The sequence below is a fragment of the Roseateles sp. GW821-FHT09H11 genome (genome assembly GCF_059415845.1).
This window is the reverse complement of sequence record NZ_JBWKOA010000010.1, coordinates 144,856-163,011: the sequence shown is the minus strand read 5'-3', so window position 1 is coordinate 163,011 and position 18,156 is coordinate 144,856. Positions and strand designations below refer to the sequence as shown.

Genomic DNA, 18,156 nt, shown 5'->3' with positions numbered 1-18,156 from the left:
ATGAGTGACGATGGCACCCCCGCAATCAGCTGCGGCAATCCGGACTGCAAGGTCGCCGGGGATGGGCGTTGCGTCGAAGGTTTTGAAGACCTCAGCACTTGTAGCCATTTCGGCAAGGTCGTCGTGCTGGTCGAACGTCCGACCACAGAGACCGCTTCAGCTCAAAGCAGTGGTGTTCAGCTGCCTAGCGCATTGGCGCTTTCCCCTGCAGAGGCACAGGTGCTCTCACGACGATTGCCGGCCCATGTGGTCGCCATCGTTGGAGCTAAAGACTCGGGAAAGACAAGTCTCATTGGCGGCGTCTACGAACTCCTGCAGACGGGACCCATTGGTCCGTTCAAGTTTGCCGGCTCAAAGACTCTTCATTCGTTTGAGCAGGCCTGCCATGACTCGCGCAGCGCATCCAATCGTCCGGACCCGCACATGGAGCGAACCAAACACGGCGAGGCCACGTATTTCCACTTGGACTTGGTAGGCGGCGATTGCGTTGGAAAGCGGGCGGCCATGTTTGCAGATCGAGCTGGCGAGGAGTACATGCTCACGCACGGCGACCCGGAGTCCGCGAGGAAGTTCTCCGAGTTGGGGCGTGCCGATACGCTGACTCTGCTTGCCGACGGTGCCAAGCTGTTGCTGGATGGCGCAAGCCATCTCGTCCGCGAGGACGTTTTCCAAAGCCTGCAGGTGTTCCGCCAAGAAGGTCAGACGCGACGATGGCAGCGTGTCGCAATCGTCCTGACCAAGCTAGACGCGATTACAAGCAACAAGCGTGACGGGGCTCGCGCGGTACGTGCCTTCGAACGAATCGTTAAAGATGTCCAGGACGAGTTCGGTCTTGACTTCCTCAACATCAAGAGCTTCCAGGTCGCAGCCTTTCCAAAGGATGAGACGACCGACTTCGGCGCGGGCATGATCGAACTCCTCACCTACTGGATGACCGAGCCAGGTCGAATGGGCTTCGTAAAAGTTGAGCCGGTCGACATCACGCAAATGCGGTCCTTCGGACGATTGCGCGGCAAGACGTCGGAGCGAAACCATGGCTGAGAAGGCTCTTGTAGTCCTGGGCTTGCCGGCATCCGGCAAGACGACCTATCTGGCGGCCCTTTGGCACATGCTCCGTGCGAAGCAGCTCAAGGGAAAGTTCTCCCAGTGGACTCTGAAGGCTGGGGATGGGCCGCACCTAGATGTCATCGCGCGCCGGTGGCTCGAAGGGAAAGAGCAAGAGCGCACCGCGGACGATAAGAACCGAACTCCGGTGATCGGGCTGAGAAGCGAGGCAGGGCAAGAATTTCATCTTGCGTTCCCTGACGTAATGGGTGAGGCGTTCTCGCGCATCTGGGAGTCGCGAGACTGCGATCCGAACTTGCTGGAGTCATTGAAGTCCAGCGGTGTGATGCTGTTCATCCACTCCAGCAAGATTGCCAGAGCAACGTCAATCATCGACAACAAGCGCATTGCCGCAATCCAAGGCGGCGAACACGTCGGTGGAGAGATCGTGCTTTGGAAGCCCGAGTTCGCCCCTACGCAGGTTCAGTTGGCGGATCTCGTACGTTGCCTCCAAGAGCAGCCACTGGACGTGGGCCCTCGCCGCCTCGCAGTCATTCTCTCGGCCTGGGACACTGCGGCGGCGGAAGGACAAACGCCGGACGGATATCTGGAGATGCACTTCCCCTTGCTGCATCAGTACCTGCAGCATGGGCTCGATGACGGATGGACAGTGAAAGTCTACGGAGTGAGCGCCCAGGGCGCGCAGTACAACAAGCCTGGACGCGAATCGGCGAAGGAGACCCGAAAAATTCTTCGGCTCCCGATAGCATCCGAGCGCGCGCGGGTTGTGACGGGACAGACTGCCTCTCACGACCTGACTGAGCCGCTGTTCTGGCTTCTGGATTGAGACTCTCCGTGATTTTTAGTGTTCATCAGGCGCTCCACGGTTACGCTGAAGGCCATCGACAGTTGGCCTGCTCAATAGCGCTGGCCACGTCGGACGCGCGTCGACTGCTCGTTATGAGCGACGTTTCGGGTCCAGGCGTTGCCGGTCTCGGGATTCCATACCTAACGGGCTACCCACTGCCTGATTCTGGCTATTACGCGTTGTCCAAAACTTGGCCCGCACCCGAAATGCCGCGGCCTGGTTGTGTTTGGACACATACGCTACTGATTAGCTTTGCTAACCTTGCCTCGCTTGAGCTTCCGTCGGTACTTGAGGGTCTATTCGTGCGACCTTCTGTGGGGAATGCAAGCCAGTACGGAGTCGAAGTCTCGGTAGACGTCACAGGCGACCAGCGGGAGCCCCCATCGCCGCAGGCATTGCGGCAGGCCAAGCTTCTTGCTAACGCGTTGTATGAGAGCCCCGCCGCTCAAGTTTGGTCAAGGCGCCCGCAAGACGTGGATGTCGACGACGCGGTTCTCCGAATTTGGGATCAGCAATGGCCACGCCTACGGCGCTCGTTCAGATTCTGCACACTGACGAACAGGGACCGTTCGCAAGACGGTGCCCTGTTCGACTTGCAGTTGGTTCCAGGTGGCGAATCAACTGCCCGCATGCGCTTCACCTCTTCAATCGAAGGCGTTGAAGCATCTCAGATCCGCGAATCACCAGCTTGGCTTAATGTCGTCGTAGAGGACATTGCCGAGTCTCGCCGTTCGCCGCTGAGGATCCGTTTACGGTGGCTCGGCGGCGAAGTTCTGGGGGGTCGTGAGGCGATGCTTCCGATCTGCCGTTTTCACAATGCGTTGGAGATGGAGGGAGAGCTAGGTCTTTCGACGGCCATTCTAATGACCGAGACTGTGGAACCCCTCTCATCATCGGAGCTTGCTAAGGTCACAGTAGTCAGAGCGATTCTTGACGAAACGAGGAAAAAGAGAGCCCTTGACGAGCGGGCCCTAGATTTCCTGGTCGCAAACTTTAAATACCTCACGATGCATGAGGTGCACGAAAAGTCGGCGCAATTGGCGCGCATTCTTTGGAACGATGACCCTCGTCGATTTGTGGCACTGACGCAGCAGGGCGACGAAGTCCTGAAGAGGGCTCTTGGAGAGGGCGCCGCTCAGATGAGCTTGGCGACGTTCCAGTCTCAGCTGCATCGTCTGGGTGATGTTGTCGAGCCGCTACTAGCGCTTGCTCCTCAGCTCGCAGAGGAACCGAAGTTCTGGGCAACAACTCAGTGCTGGCCTTCAACGCTTATCGCCACAAATGTCGACTTCTCCAGCGAGAGCGTGCAACACGCGATGATCGGAGGGTTGCGTGATGAGGGGGCCATCAACTCCGCACTGCATGTGTGTGGCGTCACAGCCGTCCTGATGCGCGCTCAGGAACTTTGCCGCGTCGAAAGTGCGAGCGAATCGTTGCGACGCTGGATCAAGCTTTGCTGCAATGACGTTGACGCGGTCGCGATGTATCTTGCACAGGCTGAGAGTCCTTCGGTCTCCTTAGTTTCCTGCCTAGCGGAGGTACTTCCTCCAGACGCAGTTCCCAATGACGTCGGTTCTGATCCTTGGATGCTCGCTCTTTACGCGTTAAAACGTAGCGGCGGGAAGTTGCCAATGCGGCTCTATGCCTATGGTTTCAGGCGAGCACTGGGTTGGCGCTCTCGAAGCGTCGAGCAGTTGCTTGTTCTGACCTTTGAGCCGCTTCACCGCGCTGCAGTGGTTCGAGACATTCCTGAGGACTCGTGGTCCCTCGTTGCGGGAGCACTCCCTTACGCACTGCCGTCGCGAGCGGGGGACTATGGAATGCGCCTGAGAGAGGCAGTCGCACAGAAGTGTGTGGAGCAACGTGCCTCGGCCGAGGGGTTCGTCCGCTTAGCTCAAGATGGCGACTTGATGCTCAAGGTGCTTGATTGCGTCTGGAGTATCTGGAATGGGCGGAGTTATCTACGACTAGTTTCCGACTCCCTCAAAAGCAATTCAAGCGAGTTGAGCGTAGCTCGTCAACGACTGATTGCTGACTACATCAAGGAGCACTCCTGGTGGTAAGTAACCCGTCTGGCGAAGGGTCTCTAACTCAATCTGCAACACACAACCATCGCGCGCTTGGCTACATAGAGTATGGCCGCCTCACGGCAGACCGATCTCAACATCGAACATGAATTGAGCGCCCCAAGCGATTCCTCGGAGCCCCTTCAAACCAGCCACAGCGCATGCGTCTTCGCGCCTCTCGTAGCATCCAACGTTCAACGGACCACCGCCGTTGGACGTGTCGCTCGTCGACCCAAGTGTCTGTCGCGTATGCGAGCTTCGCCTACGTGGCCGTCGGCTAACTGGTGCCATTTGGGTGACACAGGCGGCGGGGGGCAGGTCTTGCGGTTCCGTATTTGATTCCCACACCACGATATCGTTCGCGAACTGGAACGCCTTCACGCGCTCCCACGTCCCTGCCGCCGCTCAATGCCCCGCCACCACCTTCCCCATCACCAAATCCGGCAACCCCGTCGCGATGCTCGGGAAGATGCAGATCAACAGCACCGCCAGCAGCATCAGCACGACGAACGGCAGCACGCCCCAGATGATGTCCCGCAGGTCGATATCCGGCGCAATGTTCTTGATCACGAAGATGTTCAACCCCACCGGCGGGTGAATCAGCCCTGTCTCCATCACGATCGTCATCAGGATCCCGAACCAGATCAGATCGAACCCCGCTGCCTTCAGCGGCGGCAGGATGATGGGCGCCGTCATCAGGATGATGCTGACCGGCGGCAGGAAGAAGCCCAGCAGGATGACCATCAGCAGCACGGCCGCCAGCAGCACCCACTTGGACAGGTGCATGCCGACGATCCACTCCGCCACCGCCTGGCTGATGTGCAGGTAGCTCATCACGTAGGAGAACAGCAGCGACATGCCGATGATGAACATCAGCATGGTCGACTCCTTCAAGGTCGACGTGAGGATGGGCGCCACGTCCCGCGGCCGCCACACACCGTAGATCACCGCGATCAGACCCAGCGCCAGCAGCGCGCCCAGACCCGCCGTCTCCGACGGCGTCGCGAAGCCGCCGTACAGCGCCACCATCACGCCGATCAGCAGCAGCACGAAGGGCACCACCCGCGGCAGCATCTCGAACTTCTGACGCGTGGTGAAGGTCTCCTTCGACAGCAGCGCTGAGGCTGCGCCCGTGCGATTGAATTCGGCCTCGGCCAGCGCGTACTCCTTGCGGTAGCGCAGCGCCGCGTAGGCGGCGAAGAGGACCACCAGCAAGATCCCCGGCGCGATGCCGGCCAAGAACAGCCGGCCCAATGACTGCTCGGCGGCCACCGCGTACAGGATCATCGTGATCGACGGCGGCAGCAGGATGCCCAAGGTCCCGCCGGCCGCGATGATGCCGGCCGCGAAACCGGGCGAGTAGCCACGCTTGCGCATCTCCGGAATGCCGGCGCTGCCGATGGCCGAGCAGGTCGCCGGGCTGGAGCCAGCCATGGCCGCGAACAGCGCGCAGGCGAAGACGTTGGCGATGCCCAGCCCGCCGGGGATGCGCCCCATCCAGACGTGCATCGCCGCGTACAGGTCCTGCCCCGCCCGGGACTTGCCGATGGCCGCCCCCTTCAGGATGAAGAGCGGAATGGAGAGCAGCGTGATGCTGGCCATCTCCTCGTAGACGTTCTGCGTGACCGTGTCCAGCGCGGAGGCCGGCATGAAGAGGGCCATGAACAGCACCGCCACGCTGCCGAGCGCGAACGCGATCGGCGCGCCCGAGAACATGAACAGCAGCGTGACGATCCCGAACAGCGAGCCGAGGACGAGCATGCTCATGCGCCCACTCCCGAGTTGTTGGCCGAGTTGTTTTTCTTGAAGAGCGCGTTGACGCGTGCGGTCAGTTGAACGAGCAGTTGCAGGCTCAGCAGCGTCATGCCCAGGGCCATCAGGCCGTACGGGATCCACAGCGGCGGCGCCCATGACGACGACGTCGTCTGGCCCTCGACCCAGGCCTCGTGGAACAGCGTCCAGGACTTCCACGCAAAGAAGGCGCAGAAGGCCGTGCACATCAGGTCCACCAGCGCCAGGCGCAGGCGGTTGACCGACCGCGGCAGGAGGCCGGCCATCGCCTCGATGCCCACGTGCCCGCGCAAGGACTGGACGAAGGCACCGCAGAGGAAGGTCGCACCGACCAGGCAGAAGACCGCCGCCTCGTCCTGCCAGTCCGTGGACGCCTTCATCACGTAGCGCGAGACGACGCTGTAGGTCAGCACCAGCGAGGCCACCAGCAGCGCCAGCATGCCCAGCACGACCACGGCCTGGTTGATGACGTGCAGCAGCCGCGCGAGCGGCATCAGCACCGCCGGCGTGTCGGGATCGATGCCGGCCACCGCCGGCTTCAGTTCAAAGCCGTGGCTCATCGCGATCTCACAGCAGCTTCTGGGCGGCCTTGAGGATGCCGGCGCAGGACTCGTTCTTCTCGGCGAAGTCCTTCCACGCCGTATCGCGCGCGATGGCCTGCCACTTCTTCAGCGTCGCCTCGTCCATGTCGTAGACCTTGGCGCCGGCCTTCGCATAGATCGCGGCCGCGGCCTTGTCATCGGCCTTCGCGGCCTCGCGGGCGAAGACTTCCATCTCGGCGCCGACGCCCATGACGATGTCCTGCTGCGCCTTGGGCAGCTTGTTGAAGACCTCCTTGGAGATCATCAGCGGCTCCAGCATGAACCAGTAGGTGCGCTCCCGGCCCGAGGTCAGGTGCTTGGCGATCTCCTCCAGCTTGAAGGAGATGAAGCTGGTGGACGAGGTCATCGCCGCGTCCATCGCGCCGGTCTGCATGGCCGCGTAGATCTCGTTGGACGGCAGCGTGATGACCGACGCGCCGGCCTGCTTCAGCATCATGTCCATCTCGCGGCTGCCGCCGCGCACCTTCAGGCCCTTGGCATCGTCCGGCGTCACCAGCGGCCGTGCGCGGCTGGCCACGCCGCCCGCCTGCCAGACCCAGCTGACGATCATCACGCCCTTGTCGTCCAGCACCTTGGACAGCAGCTTGCCGACCTCCGCCGTCTTCCAGGCCGCGCCTTGCTCGTAGCTGGGCACCAGCGCAGGCATCAGACCGGCATTGGTCTCGGCGACCTCGCCGCCGGCATAGGACAGCGGCACCAGGCTCATGTCCAGCGCGCCCTTGCGCAGGGCCGAGAACTGGGCGTTGGTCTTCATCAGCGACGAGCCCGGATAGACCGCCGCCTTGAGCGCACCGCCCGAGCGTTTCTCCACCTCGGCGGCGAAACGACGGCACAGCCGGTCGCGGAAGTCGCCTTCGGTCAGCGTGCCGCTGGGGAACTGGTGGGAGATCTTCAGCGCGCTCGCTTGCGCGTGCGCGGTGGGCAGCCAGACGGCTGCGGCAGTGCCGGCGGCGGCACCCATCAACTGGCGTCGAGTCAGGGTCATGCTTGTCTCCAGGTCCGCCATGGGTGGCGGTATGCGGGCGGAGTGTCAAAGCCGCCCCCGACCCGATCAATCAACCTGGCGTTGCGACCTTTACCTCCGACGGAAGGATCGCGGGCTAACCCTGAGGCCCTGACGGCCCCCCACCCAGAGAGGAAGCTTCACCTGCCAACTGCCGACAAGGTCGAGCGCACGTCTCGCTTGACCTTGCCACAGTGGCAAGGTCCAGCATCCGCGCAAGCTCGTTCGCGGCCATCTCGGTGCCGGCGACGAGCTTCCTGCCCGATGAGAAGGAGAGCCCCTTGAAGACATCACCTCTGTTGACGCTGGCCGCGTTGATCGCCGCCACCTCTGTCGCTGTCGCCCACGGCAACGAAGACCACGCCACGCCGCGCAAGTTCGATCCCGCCCAGGTGGAGGTCACCGACTTCGGCCAGGAGGGCAATCCGAAGCGGGTCACGCGCACCATCCAGGTCGACATGGCCGACACCATGCGCTTCACGCCGGCGAGTCTCACCGTCAAGCGCGGCGAAACCGTCCGGTTCGTGGTCCGCAACGGGGGTCAGGTGTTGCACGAGATGGTCCTCGGCACCCGCCAGGCCCTGGCCGAGCACGCTGCGCTGATGCGCAGGTTCCCGGGCATGGAGCACGCCGACGCCAACATGGCTCACGTCAAACCCGGCACGGCCGGCGAGATCGTCTGGCAGTTCACCCAGGCCGGCGAGTTCCAGTTCGCGTGCCTCCTGCCGGGTCACTTCGAAGCGGGCATGGTCGGCCAGTTGGTCGTGAAATGAGCCGACACGGCTCAGCGGACGAGGAACTCCTCGTCCACCCAGCGACGGAGCAGCGTGCCCAGCTCGGCCACGACGTTCAGTTCCGGTTGGGCCTCGGCCAGGTCCGCACACGTTTCGGCGAAGGTGCGACCCGAGGCCAGCGCATCCAGCGCCTGAGCCTCGAGCGGCCCCAGGCTTCTGAAGTGCGGTGAATGGCCGCGCCGCCAGATCAGCAGGTCCAGCGGCGCCGTCAGCGGCTGCGCGGCCGGCGGCGTCTCGTCGCCGTCGAGCGCCTGCCACAGCGCCAGCGTGTTGAAGGATTGCTTCAGGCGCGCGTAGCTGGGCGGCAGCTGGAGTCGCAGGCCCGCCCAGTCCTCGGGCGCCAGCGACGCCAAGTCGGCCATCGTGAGCGTCGGCGCATCGGCGGCATCGAAGGCGCTGCGCAGCGACCAGTCCAACGCGGCCAGTTCGGCGATCTCTCCGTCATCCGGCCATCGTTGCCGGAGCCAGTCGGCGAAGTCCGCGCCATACCAGCGCAGACTGAAGTGCTGCGAGCCGTGGACCTCGACGAAGGCCAGCGCCTCGCGCTCGAACCAGTCGTCGCCGAGGTAGCGCAGCGTATGCCCGTGGCTGTCCGCCAGCGTGTCATGCAGCCGCGCGCGATAGGCATGGTGGTAGATGGACAGGCGTCGCTCCGCGGCGATGCCGGGACCCCGACGCAGTTTCGTTTCGATCTGACTGGGTTGCCCGATCAGGTAGGCCTGCAGCGACTGCTGCAGGTCCAGGAGCTGAAGGGGCCGATGGGGGCGAAGGGGCTGCCCGACGGTGTTCATGCGGCCTTCCTTCCGGCGTCGCCGGGCCAGGTGGTCGCGGTGATCACGCGGGCCTGATCGAGTTCCTCCAGCAGCTCCGACAGCGGCGGAATGTGGTCGTCCCGTTCGATCATCGTCGCCACCGGGCCGAATCTTCGGAGCGCCTCGGCGTACAGCTGCCAGACCGGCTCGGCGACCGGCTGGTCATGCGTGTCGATCAGATGATCGCCGTGGTCGCTGTGGCCGGCGACGTGGATCTGCTGCACGCGATCGGCGGGCAACGCATCGAGGTAGGCGAGCGCATCGAATCCGTGGTTCACGGCGCTCACATGGATGTTGTTCACATCGACCAGCAGCAGGCAGTCGGCCCGTCGCGCGACCTCGGCCACGAACTGCGCCTCGGTCAGGCTGGAGTCCGCGTAGTCGAGATAACTGGAGACGTTCTCGACCACCAGCCGGCGGCCCAGCGCTTCCTGCGCCTGACCGATGTTGCGCACCACCACCCGCAGCGCCTCGTCCGTGTAGGGCAAGGGGAGGAGGTCGTGCAGATGGCGACCGTGAACGCCGGTCCAGCACAGGTGATCGGAGACCCAGAGCGGCTCGACGCGACGGGCCAGCGACGCCAGCTGCCGCAAGTAGTCCGCATCCAGACCCGCCACGGCGCCCAGGTTCATCGAGACCCCATGCATCACCATCGGAACCTTCGCGCGGATGCCGTCCAGCATGGCCAGGGGCTTGCCGCCGGGCACGAGGTAGTTCTCCGAGATCACCTCCAGCCAGTCGACCGGCTGGGGCCGCTCGAGGAACTCTCGATAGTGCGTGCTGCGCAGCCCCAGGCCGAAGCCCGGGCTCGGCTGCGCGACGCGCGATGCGGGGCCGGGCCTCATGGGCTTACTTCGCGGCCAGATCGCCGATCGTGCCGCCTGCGCTCAGGCACGACGCCGCGCTCATGCCCTTGAAGCTGTGCCCCTTGCAGGCGTTCTGGCCCTTGCAGGCGTTCTCCGTGGTCTTGCAGTCCGCGTTGCCCTTGCACTCGTGCACGCCGTAGCAATGCACCTTGTCGCTGGCGGCCACGGCCAGGCCGCTGCTGCCCTGCGGAGCAGGGGCCGCCTGGACGGACAGGGCGAACAGGGCGGCGGCGGCGGCCAGGGCGGCGGATTGGGTCTTGCTGATCATGGGGTGCACTCCGTAAGAAGGTTCAGGTGGATGAAGCGGAGCGCTCCTGCGCGTTCCGTACCCTTCTATTCGGAGTAGCCGCCGCTGAGGTTACAGCGCCCGGGAAATTTTCTTCGCCGCGCCGTCCCCACGACCGATCGCCGTCGACCGTGGCCGCTGAAGCAGGTCGACATCCAGGCGTCGCAGGCCCAATGACAAAGCCGCCCGAAGGCGGCTTTGCGACAGACCTCTGTCGAAGGGAACGCCTCGGAGAGTTCCGAAGCGCCCCGTTCCAACGTTCACTTCAACGTATAGCTCTGCTGCGCCGTGTCATACGCGCCATTGCGCGCCGGGTCCCAGTACGTGAAGTTGAAGCGCACGATGTCGCCCTTCTTCAGACCGGACACCGTGTACGCATTCCCGCTGCCTTCCTTGAGCATGCGCACGTTCAACTGGCCACCGCCGTTGACCGTGTAATGCACGTCGGCCCAGGTGCCCGTCGCCTGCGAGAACTTCACCGTGGTCGCCGTCGGCTGCGTGATGCCGTCGGGCGTGGTCGGCGTCGTCGGGTCTGTCGGCGTCGTCGTTCCCGTATCCCAGTACACGTCGTCGATCGCGAACTGGAACGCCTGCGTCGGCAGCTTGGTGTTGTCGCCCGAGAACATGAAGATGTCCGCGATCGACTGCAGCGCGACCTTCGGTCCGATCAGCGTCGAGATCGGCACCGTCGCCGTCGCCCATTCCCCATTGCGCACCAGGCCGAAGGCCGTCGTGTTCGCCGGGAAGTTCACCCAGTTCTGGTTGGTGTAGGTATCGCCGATGCCGATGTTGAACGACACGTTCGCCGGGATCTTGATGCGGAACTTCAGGTTCCCGTTGCGGTAGTTCGTCAGGTCACGCAACTGACGTGCCTGGATGCCGCCGCCGAACCACTGCCCCGGCGTGTTGTAGCTCCACGCGATGACGTTGATGCCCTCGGCCGGCTGGATGTTGCCCGCGCCGGTCGACGCGCCGTTCCACAGGAAGATGTCGGACGTGGTGCCCGCCACCAGCTTGTTGCTGATCGTCGTGTTGTCGGTGAACACGCCGAACTTGCCCGCCGCCTCCGGCACGGTCTGGTTGCCCAGCTTCACCTCGCCCTTGCCGTCGAGCTCGTACACGCGGACGTAGTCCACGTACATCGTGCCCGGCAGCGGCGCCGTCACCTGCGAGGGATTCGCCGCGTCGGTGAAGTTGCCGCCCACCGCCAGGTTCAGCAGGAAGTAGAACGGCGCGCGCAAGGCCTCCGTGTTCACCGGCAGCGGCTGGTCGTACATGTCGTGCTCGCCGTCGTTGTCGACGACGGTGAACCGCATCTGGCTTTCCGTCCAATAGAAGCGGTACTTGACGAAGCGGTTCGCGAACGAGGTCGTCGGCTTGTACCAATTCTTCGTCTGCCACGCCGTCGACGCCGCGCACGATTCATTGCCCGGCACACACGCGGCTTCCGCGAAGGTGATCACGTTGGCGCCGACGAAGTAGTCCGGCCCCGGCGCGCCCGCGGCGGCCCAGGCCGAGGACTTGTGGCCGAGCTCGGCGATGTCGATCTCGCCCTTGCGCGGCCATGCCTGCGGGCTGGTGCCCAGCAGCCACGCCGCCGGCCACAGACCCGTCTGCAGCTGCGGCGTCGCCATGCGGATCTCGATCATTCCGTACTTGACCTGCACCTTGTTGAAGGAATCGATCTTCCCCGAGGTGAACTCATTGCTGCCGACGGTCTGCCTCAGCGCCCGGATCGCCAGCGCCCGCGTGCCGGCTTCAAACGGCACGTCGGCGATGGAGAGGTTGTTCGGGCTGTAGTACTCGAGCTCCGCATTGCCGTAGCCGCAGAGATTGATCTGGCAGCCGTTGCCGTCGTACGCCGTCCAGAGCCCGGTGTTCAACGAGGCGCCGTTGAATTCCTCGGACCACAACAGGCGACCGATGGTCGGGTTGGTCACGCTGGCGTCGGCCTGCGCGGCGGCAGTGACCAACAAGCCCAAGGCGGTAGCGCGCAGGATCCCCTGCGCGTCGAAGCGGTTCTGCAATCCCATTCATGTCTCCAAGAGGTGTCGATGGTGTGCGGGAGGGCACCGATCGGCACGGTCCGGCCAGCGCTCTGCGACGCTGGTCCAGGTCCGCGACTTTTCTCCTGCGCCAACCATCCTAGGCAAGAAACGCGGATTCTGAAAGCGCTTTCATAATTTTGGGGTTTTGGATTGCAACGGCTTGAAAGTGCCCGTCGAGCGCAGCGCCCCGCATCCAGCCTCTGCCAGAGGTCCGAAATGATCAGGGGCGCACGCTCACCGGCCGCCTCGGTCGTCGACGGACGTCACGCCGCCGATCAGATCTCCTTCAGCAGCGTGTCCGCGATGCGCAGGCTCAAGGCCGCACCGGTCAGCGTCGGGTTCATGCACGAGGCCGACGGCATCACGCCCGTCCCCGCGATGAAGAAGTTGGGATGGTCATGCGTGCGGCAGTCGCGATCCACCACCGAATCCTTCGGATCGTCGCCCATCAGCGTCGTGCCCATGATGTGCTGGCGGTCCTGATGCTTGGTGTCCACCTTCAGGACGTCCGCTTCCATCAGCTTGGCCATGCGCTCCAGGTCCTTGACCGCGAAGTCGCGGCCCGCGTTCCAGTAGTCGTTGACGCTGTAGTAGATCTCCGGCACCGGGATGCCGATGGCGTCCTTGTGCGTCTTGCTCGGGACGATGCGGTTCTGCGGCTGCGCCTCGGTCTCGAAGTCCACCGCCACGTTCAGCGAGCGCGCCGAGCGCTTGCGGATCTCCTCGTCCAGCTTGGCGCCCATCACGCCCTTGGCCAGCAGCTCCGACGCGATCTGCTGCGTCGTCACCGTGTTGCGGAACTTGGTCTTGTAGCTGGGGATGTCCTTGCGGAACGGTCCGTCACGGTAGTTCAGATAGACCAGCAACTCCGTCGGGCCCTGCCCCGGCCACACGTCCTCGTTCATCATGATGTTCATGCTGATGCCGGTGTGGCCCATCAGGTTGCGGCCCACCTGGTCGGAGGAATTGGCGATGCCGTTCGGGTACTTCTCCGAGGTCGACATCAGCAGCAGCTTCGGCCCTTCGATCGCGTAGGCGGCCAGCACGAAGTGACGCGCCGTCAGTGCGTGCGAGCTGCCGTCCGGCTTCTTGTAGTGGACGCGCGTGATCTTGCCGTCGGGGCCTGCCTCGATGCGATAGGCCACCGCGTTGTCGAGCAGCTTCGCGCCCGCGCGTTCCGCGACGTCGATGTGCATCGAGCCGTCGTACTTCGCGCCGATCGGGCAGACCGGATTGCAGTTGTTGTTGCCGGCGCAGACCGGCCGGTTGCCGTAGGGACGCGACGCGCGGCCGTGCGGCTCGATCACCGGGTGGTAGCCGCCGGGCTTGAGCATCTCCGCCACCCGCTTCATGAAGTAGGGCTCGTTGAGCGGCTTCATCGGGAAGGGCTGCGAGCGCGGCGGACTGGCCTCGCCGCCGTGGCCGCTCTCGTCCTGGCCGTCGACGCCGGACACGCCCAGCTCCGCTTCCGCCTGGCAGTAGTAGGGCTCGAGCTCGTCGTAGCCGATGGGCCAGTCGCGGCCGCGGCCGTAGAGCGTCTTGAGCTTGAAGTCGTTCGGGATCATCCGCCACAGCGCGGAGCCGAAGTGCCAGGTCGTGCCCCCGACCACGCGCAGGTACTTGGTCGGATAGGAGACCGGCCCGGTCTGGCGCAGGTAGTCGCCATAGGTCGACGGGATGTGCGGCGGATTCGGGAACGGGGACCCCGCGCCCTGCAGCTTCATGTTGGCCAGCGAGAGCTTCACCGGCGAGTTGCGGAAGGTCTCCACGATGTCGGCGCGGCGCACGCGCGGACCGGCTTCGAGAATGATGACGGACTTGCCCGCCTTGGCGACGCGGCTGGCGATCAGCCCGCCCATCACTCCGGACCCGATGACGATCAGGTCGGCGTCGTACTGTGTGCTCATGCGGTCTTGCGTTCGTTGGTGGCGGCCGGGGTCACAGGCGGGGTCACGCCCGGCTTGTCGCCCCAGGAGTCGGGGCCGGCGCCGTAGGTCGGCACCACGAGGACGTCCTGGGTCGGGCGGTACATCAGCGCCTCGGCGTAGCTGATCAGCTCGGCGTCGGCGTCCTGGCCGACGATGCCCAGGTACCAGGCGGAGACGATGCGCGTGGTCAGCGCGCGCAGCGTGTCCTGGAGCTCCGGCGCGTCGAGCAGTTGCTCGACGCTCGCGGCCTGGCTCGTCGACATCACCGCGAGGAGCGCCCGGGCGCTGTCGTCGAACTGCGGATCGCGCCTGGCCAGCGCCGCCTGGTAGCGGCCGGCCAGCGTCGCGTCGAGCGGCTTGCCGCCGGTCAGGAAGACGGAGAGCCGCAGGAAGTCGGGGGCCGGCAGCGCGGCGGGCGCCGCGCCGGCGGCGAGGCCTTCGCGCGCGGCCAGCAGGCCCGCGCCGCCCAGGGCCAGCGCGGTGCCGGCCAGCGAGGCCATTTCCAGCAGGCTGCGCCGCGAGAGTGACGGGTTCAGCGCCGGCGAGGGATCGTGTTCATGGGTCATGGAGGACTCCGTTCAAAAGGCGCCGCGCAGTCGCCGGGCGCGTTGCACACGGCGTCGGCGACGCAGCACGAGGACGATCAGCACCAGCAGCACCAGCACGCCGCCCGGCACCATGAAGGGCTGCGCCTTCGCGAGGAAAGGCTTGGGGCCGCCGGCGCGGGCGACACGGACGTCCTCGACGCCGACCTTCACTGCGGCATTGCCGTAGCGGCTCAGCACGTAGTTGGCGAGGTCGGCGATCTCCTGATCGCCGAGGCGATCGGTGAAGGACGCGGCATCGCCGAAGGCCGGCATGAAATGCGGCTTGCCGGCGACGGTGCGGTCCACGCCGTGCAGGATGGTGGCGATGAGGTTGTCGGCGCGATCGCCGCCCGTGGCGCTGTTGTGGAACAGCGAGGGGTACTCGCCGTTCGAGGTCCCGGTTCCGTTCTCCTGATGACAGTGCGCGCAGCTGGCGCTGAAGACCCGCCAGCCGGGATCGACCTGCTGGAGACCGCGCAGCGCGACTTCATCGCGGGACGCCTCGCCGAACGCGTGGCGCGCCTTCCCGCCCGCCTGCGCGGCGGCGCCGGCCACTGCCGGCGTCTGCTTCAGATAGGCCACGATGGCGCGCAGGTCCGATTCGGGCAGGTGCTGCAGGCTGTGCTCGATCGCCTCGGCCATCGGGCCGGCCGCTTGCGCCTTGCCGTGGACCTGACCGGTCCGCAGGTACTGCACCAGCTCGTCCTCGCTCCATCCGCCGATGCCGTGCACCGGGTCCGAGGTGATGTTCGGCGCGAACCAGGGGCCGACGTTGGCGCCGGACAGGAAGGGCTTGCCCAGTTCCTCGGCCATCAGCGTGTTGCGCGGCGTGTGACAGGTGCTGCAGTGCGCGAGCGCGTTGGCCAGATAGGCGCCGCGATTCACCGGCTCCGACTTCGCGGGGTCAGGCGTGAAGCGCTCGTCCTTCAGGAACAGCGCGTTCCACACCGCCATCGAGGCCCGCACGCTGAACGGGAACGGCAGCTCTGTCTCGGCCACCGGCTGGTCCACCGGCTTCACCTCGTGCATGAAGTACGCGTAGAGCGCGGCGGTGTCGGCATCGGACAGCTGCGTGTACGCGGTGTAGGGCATCGCCGGGTAGAGACGGCCGCCGTCGCGACGCACGCCCTGACGCAGCGCGCGCTGGAACTCGAGCAGCGTGTACCCGCCGATGCCGTGCGTCGTCGACGGCGTGATGTTGGTCGCGACGATGGCGCCCATCGGCGACTCGATCCGATAGCCGCCGGCGAAGGGCGCGCCACCCTTGGGCGTGGTGTGGCAGGCCGCGCAGTCGGCCGCGATGGCCAGCTGCCTGCCGCGCGCAATGAGCGCCGCGTCGACCGCCGGCTGCTCCGCCAGCGCCAACCCCGGGCAGGCGCACAAGGCCAGCATCGAGAGCGAGAGCGCCGCTGCGCCACGCGGTATCCACCTCGTGAAATTCATCCGTTCGACCCCTGTCCGTTGTTCGTGCGGGGGCGAGCGATGCCTCATCGATGCCCCATGTCTACAGGATTGGTACCGGTACCAATTCAGATCGACGGATTTTGCATACGAATGAGTTCACCAAAGCGAAGAGGACGAGCGGCAGTCGCACCGGCGCGTCGGCACGAGCCTCTGCTCGCACGGATTTTCCATTTCGGGGCGTGGTGCGCCGGGAGGGTGCCAGGTCGTGCCAGGTCGTGCCAGGTCGTGCCAGGTGGTGCCAGGTGGTGCCAGGTCGTGTCTCAAGGAGGCATGCCCACAGGCGACGAGCGCCTGGCTTGCGGCCCCTGTCCGCGTTGCCCCCTTTCGCGAAGCCCGTCGGACGCGTCAGGCGCCCGAGGCCGCCGTCACGTATCGTTCCGCGACGAGTTCGATGAGGCGCTGCACGGCGGGCGACAGGCTGTGCCGGGCCCTGTGTGCCATGCCGATGTCTCGATGGAAGGTGTGGCCCTCGAGGTCGATCGCACGCACTGACGCTGGCCAGCGTCGATGGACTGCAGTTTGCGGCACCAGCGCCACCCCAAGACCGCGCCCGACCAGTCGAACAAGCGCCTCCAGTTCATCAAGTTCGCAGAGATCCTTGACGGCGATATGCGTCGAGCGCAGGAATCGGTCGACCTGCCGGCCGCCATAGGAAGTGCGGTCATACCGGATGAAGGGTTGGGTGGACAGGACCTCGACCCAGTCGTTGCCCTCGACATGCCGCGGAACAAGGAGCCGATAGGGCTCGCTCGCCAACGGTGTCCATCGCAAGTCGCTGGGCAGCGAGTGGGGAGGACGAATGGTGATCCCAAGCTCGATGTCACCCGCGTCGACGGCGTTGAGCAGATCCATGGAGAGCCCAGGCAGTACGCGAGTCCGGCAACCGGCGTGCTCCCGATGGAAGCTCACCAGTGCATCAGGCAGGAGCAGGCGCTGTGCGGAGGCGATGGCGCCGAGGGTGATCAGCAAGGTCTCGCCGGGCGCCGGCTCCTCGCTTCCGAGCGAGGCATAGAGCTTGAGGATCTCGTGTGCCTGTTGGAGCGTGCGCAGGCCGCGGGCGTTCAGTCGGGCGGACCGCCCCGTCCGATCGAACAGCGGCCCTCCGATTTCATCCTCCAGGCGCTGCATCTGCGAACTCACGGCAGCCTGTGTCAAGCCGATGCGGTCCCCCGCTGCGGCAAACGTGCCTTCCTGGGCCACCGCGATCAACGTCTTCAGCTCTCTGATCATGATCAGTTCCCCGGTTCATGTGTCGACGTCCCGGCGGCGAATAGATCAATTTCCTTTATGCCAAGACCTCATATTCATTGATTGTCTTTTCTTTTGCCCTGCCTAGCATTGGCATTGTCATCACCGCCAACGAGCAAGCCCATGCAAGCCGTCACCACGAATCCCGGTCCGCTGTCCCCCTTCCACGTCGCCTTCCCGGTGAACGACATCGCGGCCGCCCGCGCCTTCTACGGCGAGGTGCTGGGTTGCCCGGAAGGCCGCAGCGCATCGGACTGGGTGGACTTCAACTTCTACGGCCATCAGATCGTGGCCCACCTGGCCCCGGAAGAAGCCGGCATGGCCCAGCGCAATGCAGTGGACGGTCACGGTGTCCCGGTGCGCCACTTCGGCATCGTGCTGCCCATGGCGCAATGGGAGCTCGCGGCGCAGCGCCTGACCGGCAAGGGCGTCGACTTCCTCATCGAGCCCTACATCCGCTTCAAGGGTGAGCCCGGCGAGCAGGCCACGATGTTCTTCCTGGATCCGTCTGGCAATGCGCTGGAGATCAAGGCGTTCAGCGACATCCATCGTCTGTTCGCGAAGTGACTGACGCATGCAACGAACGGAGCGACCCATGAACAAGCCGACCTACGTCCAGGACTATCAAGCCATCGTCGATGTGCTGAACCACTACAACGAAGGTGGCAAGCAAGCCGATGGCCATCTGATGAGACCCGCCTTCAATGAACAGGCGACGATCTTCGCTCGAGGAACATCGAAGACGTGAT

At 64.8% G+C, this 18,156-nt stretch carries 17 protein-coding genes and 1 pseudogene; 7 read left to right on the top strand and 11 right to left on the bottom strand.

Annotated elements, in window-relative coordinates; genetic code table 11:
* The 4 genes and pseudogenes from AC07PR_RS28365 (at position 1) to AC07PR_RS28350 (ending at position 3,975) form a co-directional block, all read left to right on the top strand.
* Positions 1-1,041 (top strand): TRAFAC clade GTPase domain-containing protein, encoded by a 1,041-nt coding sequence (locus tag AC07PR_RS28365; RefSeq protein WP_495137243.1) that lies wholly within the window; start codon positions 1-3, stop codon positions 1,039-1,041.
* Positions 1,034-1,891, top strand: coding sequence for a TRAFAC clade GTPase domain-containing protein (locus AC07PR_RS28360; protein ID WP_495137242.1), 858 nt, complete (start codon positions 1,034-1,036; stop codon positions 1,889-1,891). Before AC07PR_RS28365 ends, AC07PR_RS28360 begins: the two co-directional genes overlap by 8 nt.
* Positions 1,892-1,899: 8 nt before the next feature.
* Positions 1,900-2,193 (top strand): annotated as a pseudogene (locus AC07PR_RS28355) (GAP1-N1 domain-containing protein); the annotation flags it as partial.
* 348 nt (positions 2,194-2,541) lie between these two features.
* Positions 2,542-3,975 (top strand): hypothetical protein, encoded by a 1,434-nt coding sequence (locus AC07PR_RS28350; protein WP_495137345.1) that lies wholly within the window; start codon positions 2,542-2,544, stop codon positions 3,973-3,975.
* 408 nt (positions 3,976-4,383) lie between these two features.
* Here AC07PR_RS28350 and AC07PR_RS28345 read toward each other — a convergent pair whose 3' ends face one another.
* From AC07PR_RS28345 to dctP, 3 genes are read right to left on the bottom strand one after another with little or no spacing between them, the layout of a single operon-like run.
* Positions 4,384-5,745, bottom strand: coding sequence for a TRAP transporter large permease (locus tag AC07PR_RS28345; protein WP_495137241.1), 1,362 nt, complete (start codon positions 5,743-5,745; stop codon positions 4,384-4,386).
* Positions 5,742-6,329, bottom strand: coding sequence for a TRAP transporter small permease (locus tag AC07PR_RS28340; protein WP_495137240.1), 588 nt, complete (start codon positions 6,327-6,329; stop codon positions 5,742-5,744). The genes AC07PR_RS28345 and AC07PR_RS28340 overlap by 4 nt, the downstream gene beginning before the upstream one ends.
* 7 nt (positions 6,330-6,336) lie before the next feature.
* Complete coding sequence (gene dctP / locus AC07PR_RS28335; protein ID WP_495137239.1) at positions 6,337-7,356, bottom strand: TRAP transporter substrate-binding protein DctP; 1,020 nt, start codon at positions 7,354-7,356, stop codon at positions 6,337-6,339.
* A 299-nt stretch (positions 7,357-7,655) separates the two neighbouring features.
* On the opposite strand from dctP, the gene AC07PR_RS28330 reads away from it, so the two are divergent.
* On the top strand, positions 7,656-8,147 hold the full coding sequence (locus AC07PR_RS28330; protein ID WP_483108754.1) for a cupredoxin domain-containing protein: 492 nt from the start codon (positions 7,656-7,658) through the stop codon (positions 8,145-8,147).
* A gap of 11 nt (positions 8,148-8,158) precedes the next feature.
* On the opposite strand, the gene AC07PR_RS28325 is transcribed toward AC07PR_RS28330, so the two are convergent.
* From AC07PR_RS28325 to AC07PR_RS28290, 8 genes are all read right to left on the bottom strand, one after another.
* Positions 8,159-8,959, bottom strand: coding sequence for an HvfC/BufC N-terminal domain-containing protein (locus AC07PR_RS28325; protein ID WP_495137238.1), 801 nt, complete (start codon positions 8,957-8,959; stop codon positions 8,159-8,161).
* Positions 8,956-9,825 (bottom strand): MNIO family bufferin maturase, encoded by an 870-nt coding sequence (bufB, locus tag AC07PR_RS28320; protein WP_377157888.1) that lies wholly within the window; start codon positions 9,823-9,825, stop codon positions 8,956-8,958. The genes AC07PR_RS28325 and bufB overlap by 4 nt, the downstream gene beginning before the upstream one ends.
* Before the next feature lie 4 nt (positions 9,826-9,829).
* A complete protein-coding gene (bufA2, locus tag AC07PR_RS28315) occupies positions 9,830-10,114 on the bottom strand; it encodes a BufA2 family periplasmic bufferin-type metallophore (protein WP_377157890.1) in 285 nt (94 codons plus the stop codon).
* A gap of 278 nt (positions 10,115-10,392) precedes the next feature.
* Entirely contained in the window at positions 10,393-12,165 is a 1,773-nt protein-coding gene (locus AC07PR_RS28310) for a glycoside hydrolase family 16 protein (RefSeq protein ID WP_495137237.1), read from the bottom strand.
* A gap of 290 nt (positions 12,166-12,455) precedes the next feature.
* Positions 12,456-14,087, bottom strand: a complete 1,632-nt coding sequence (locus tag AC07PR_RS28305) for a GMC family oxidoreductase (protein ID WP_377157893.1) — start codon at positions 14,085-14,087, stop codon at positions 12,456-12,458.
* A complete protein-coding gene (locus AC07PR_RS28300) occupies positions 14,084-14,674 on the bottom strand; it encodes a sugar dehydrogenase complex small subunit (protein WP_495137236.1) in 591 nt (196 codons plus the stop codon). Before AC07PR_RS28300 ends, AC07PR_RS28305 begins: the two co-directional genes overlap by 4 nt.
* Before the next feature lie 12 nt (positions 14,675-14,686).
* A complete protein-coding gene (locus tag AC07PR_RS28295; protein ID WP_495137235.1) occupies positions 14,687-16,138 on the bottom strand; it encodes a c-type cytochrome in 1,452 nt (483 codons plus the stop codon).
* 366 nt (positions 16,139-16,504) lie between these two features.
* On the bottom strand, positions 16,505-17,389 hold the full coding sequence (locus tag AC07PR_RS28290) for a LysR family transcriptional regulator (protein WP_495137234.1): 885 nt from the start codon (positions 17,387-17,389) through the stop codon (positions 16,505-16,507).
* A 141-nt stretch (positions 17,390-17,530) separates the two neighbouring features.
* On the opposite strand from AC07PR_RS28290, the gene AC07PR_RS28285 reads away from it, so the two are divergent.
* Together AC07PR_RS28285 and AC07PR_RS28280 are read left to right on the top strand one after the other, a co-directional pair.
* The gene (locus AC07PR_RS28285) at positions 17,531-17,974 is read left to right on the top strand and encodes a VOC family protein (protein WP_495137233.1); all 444 of its coding nucleotides are present in this window, start codon (positions 17,531-17,533) and stop codon (positions 17,972-17,974) included.
* A 28-nt stretch (positions 17,975-18,002) separates the two neighbouring features.
* The gene (locus AC07PR_RS28280; protein ID WP_495137232.1) at positions 18,003-18,155 is read left to right on the top strand and encodes a hypothetical protein; all 153 of its coding nucleotides are present in this window, start codon (positions 18,003-18,005) and stop codon (positions 18,153-18,155) included.
* Position 18,156 lies beyond the last annotated feature (1 nt).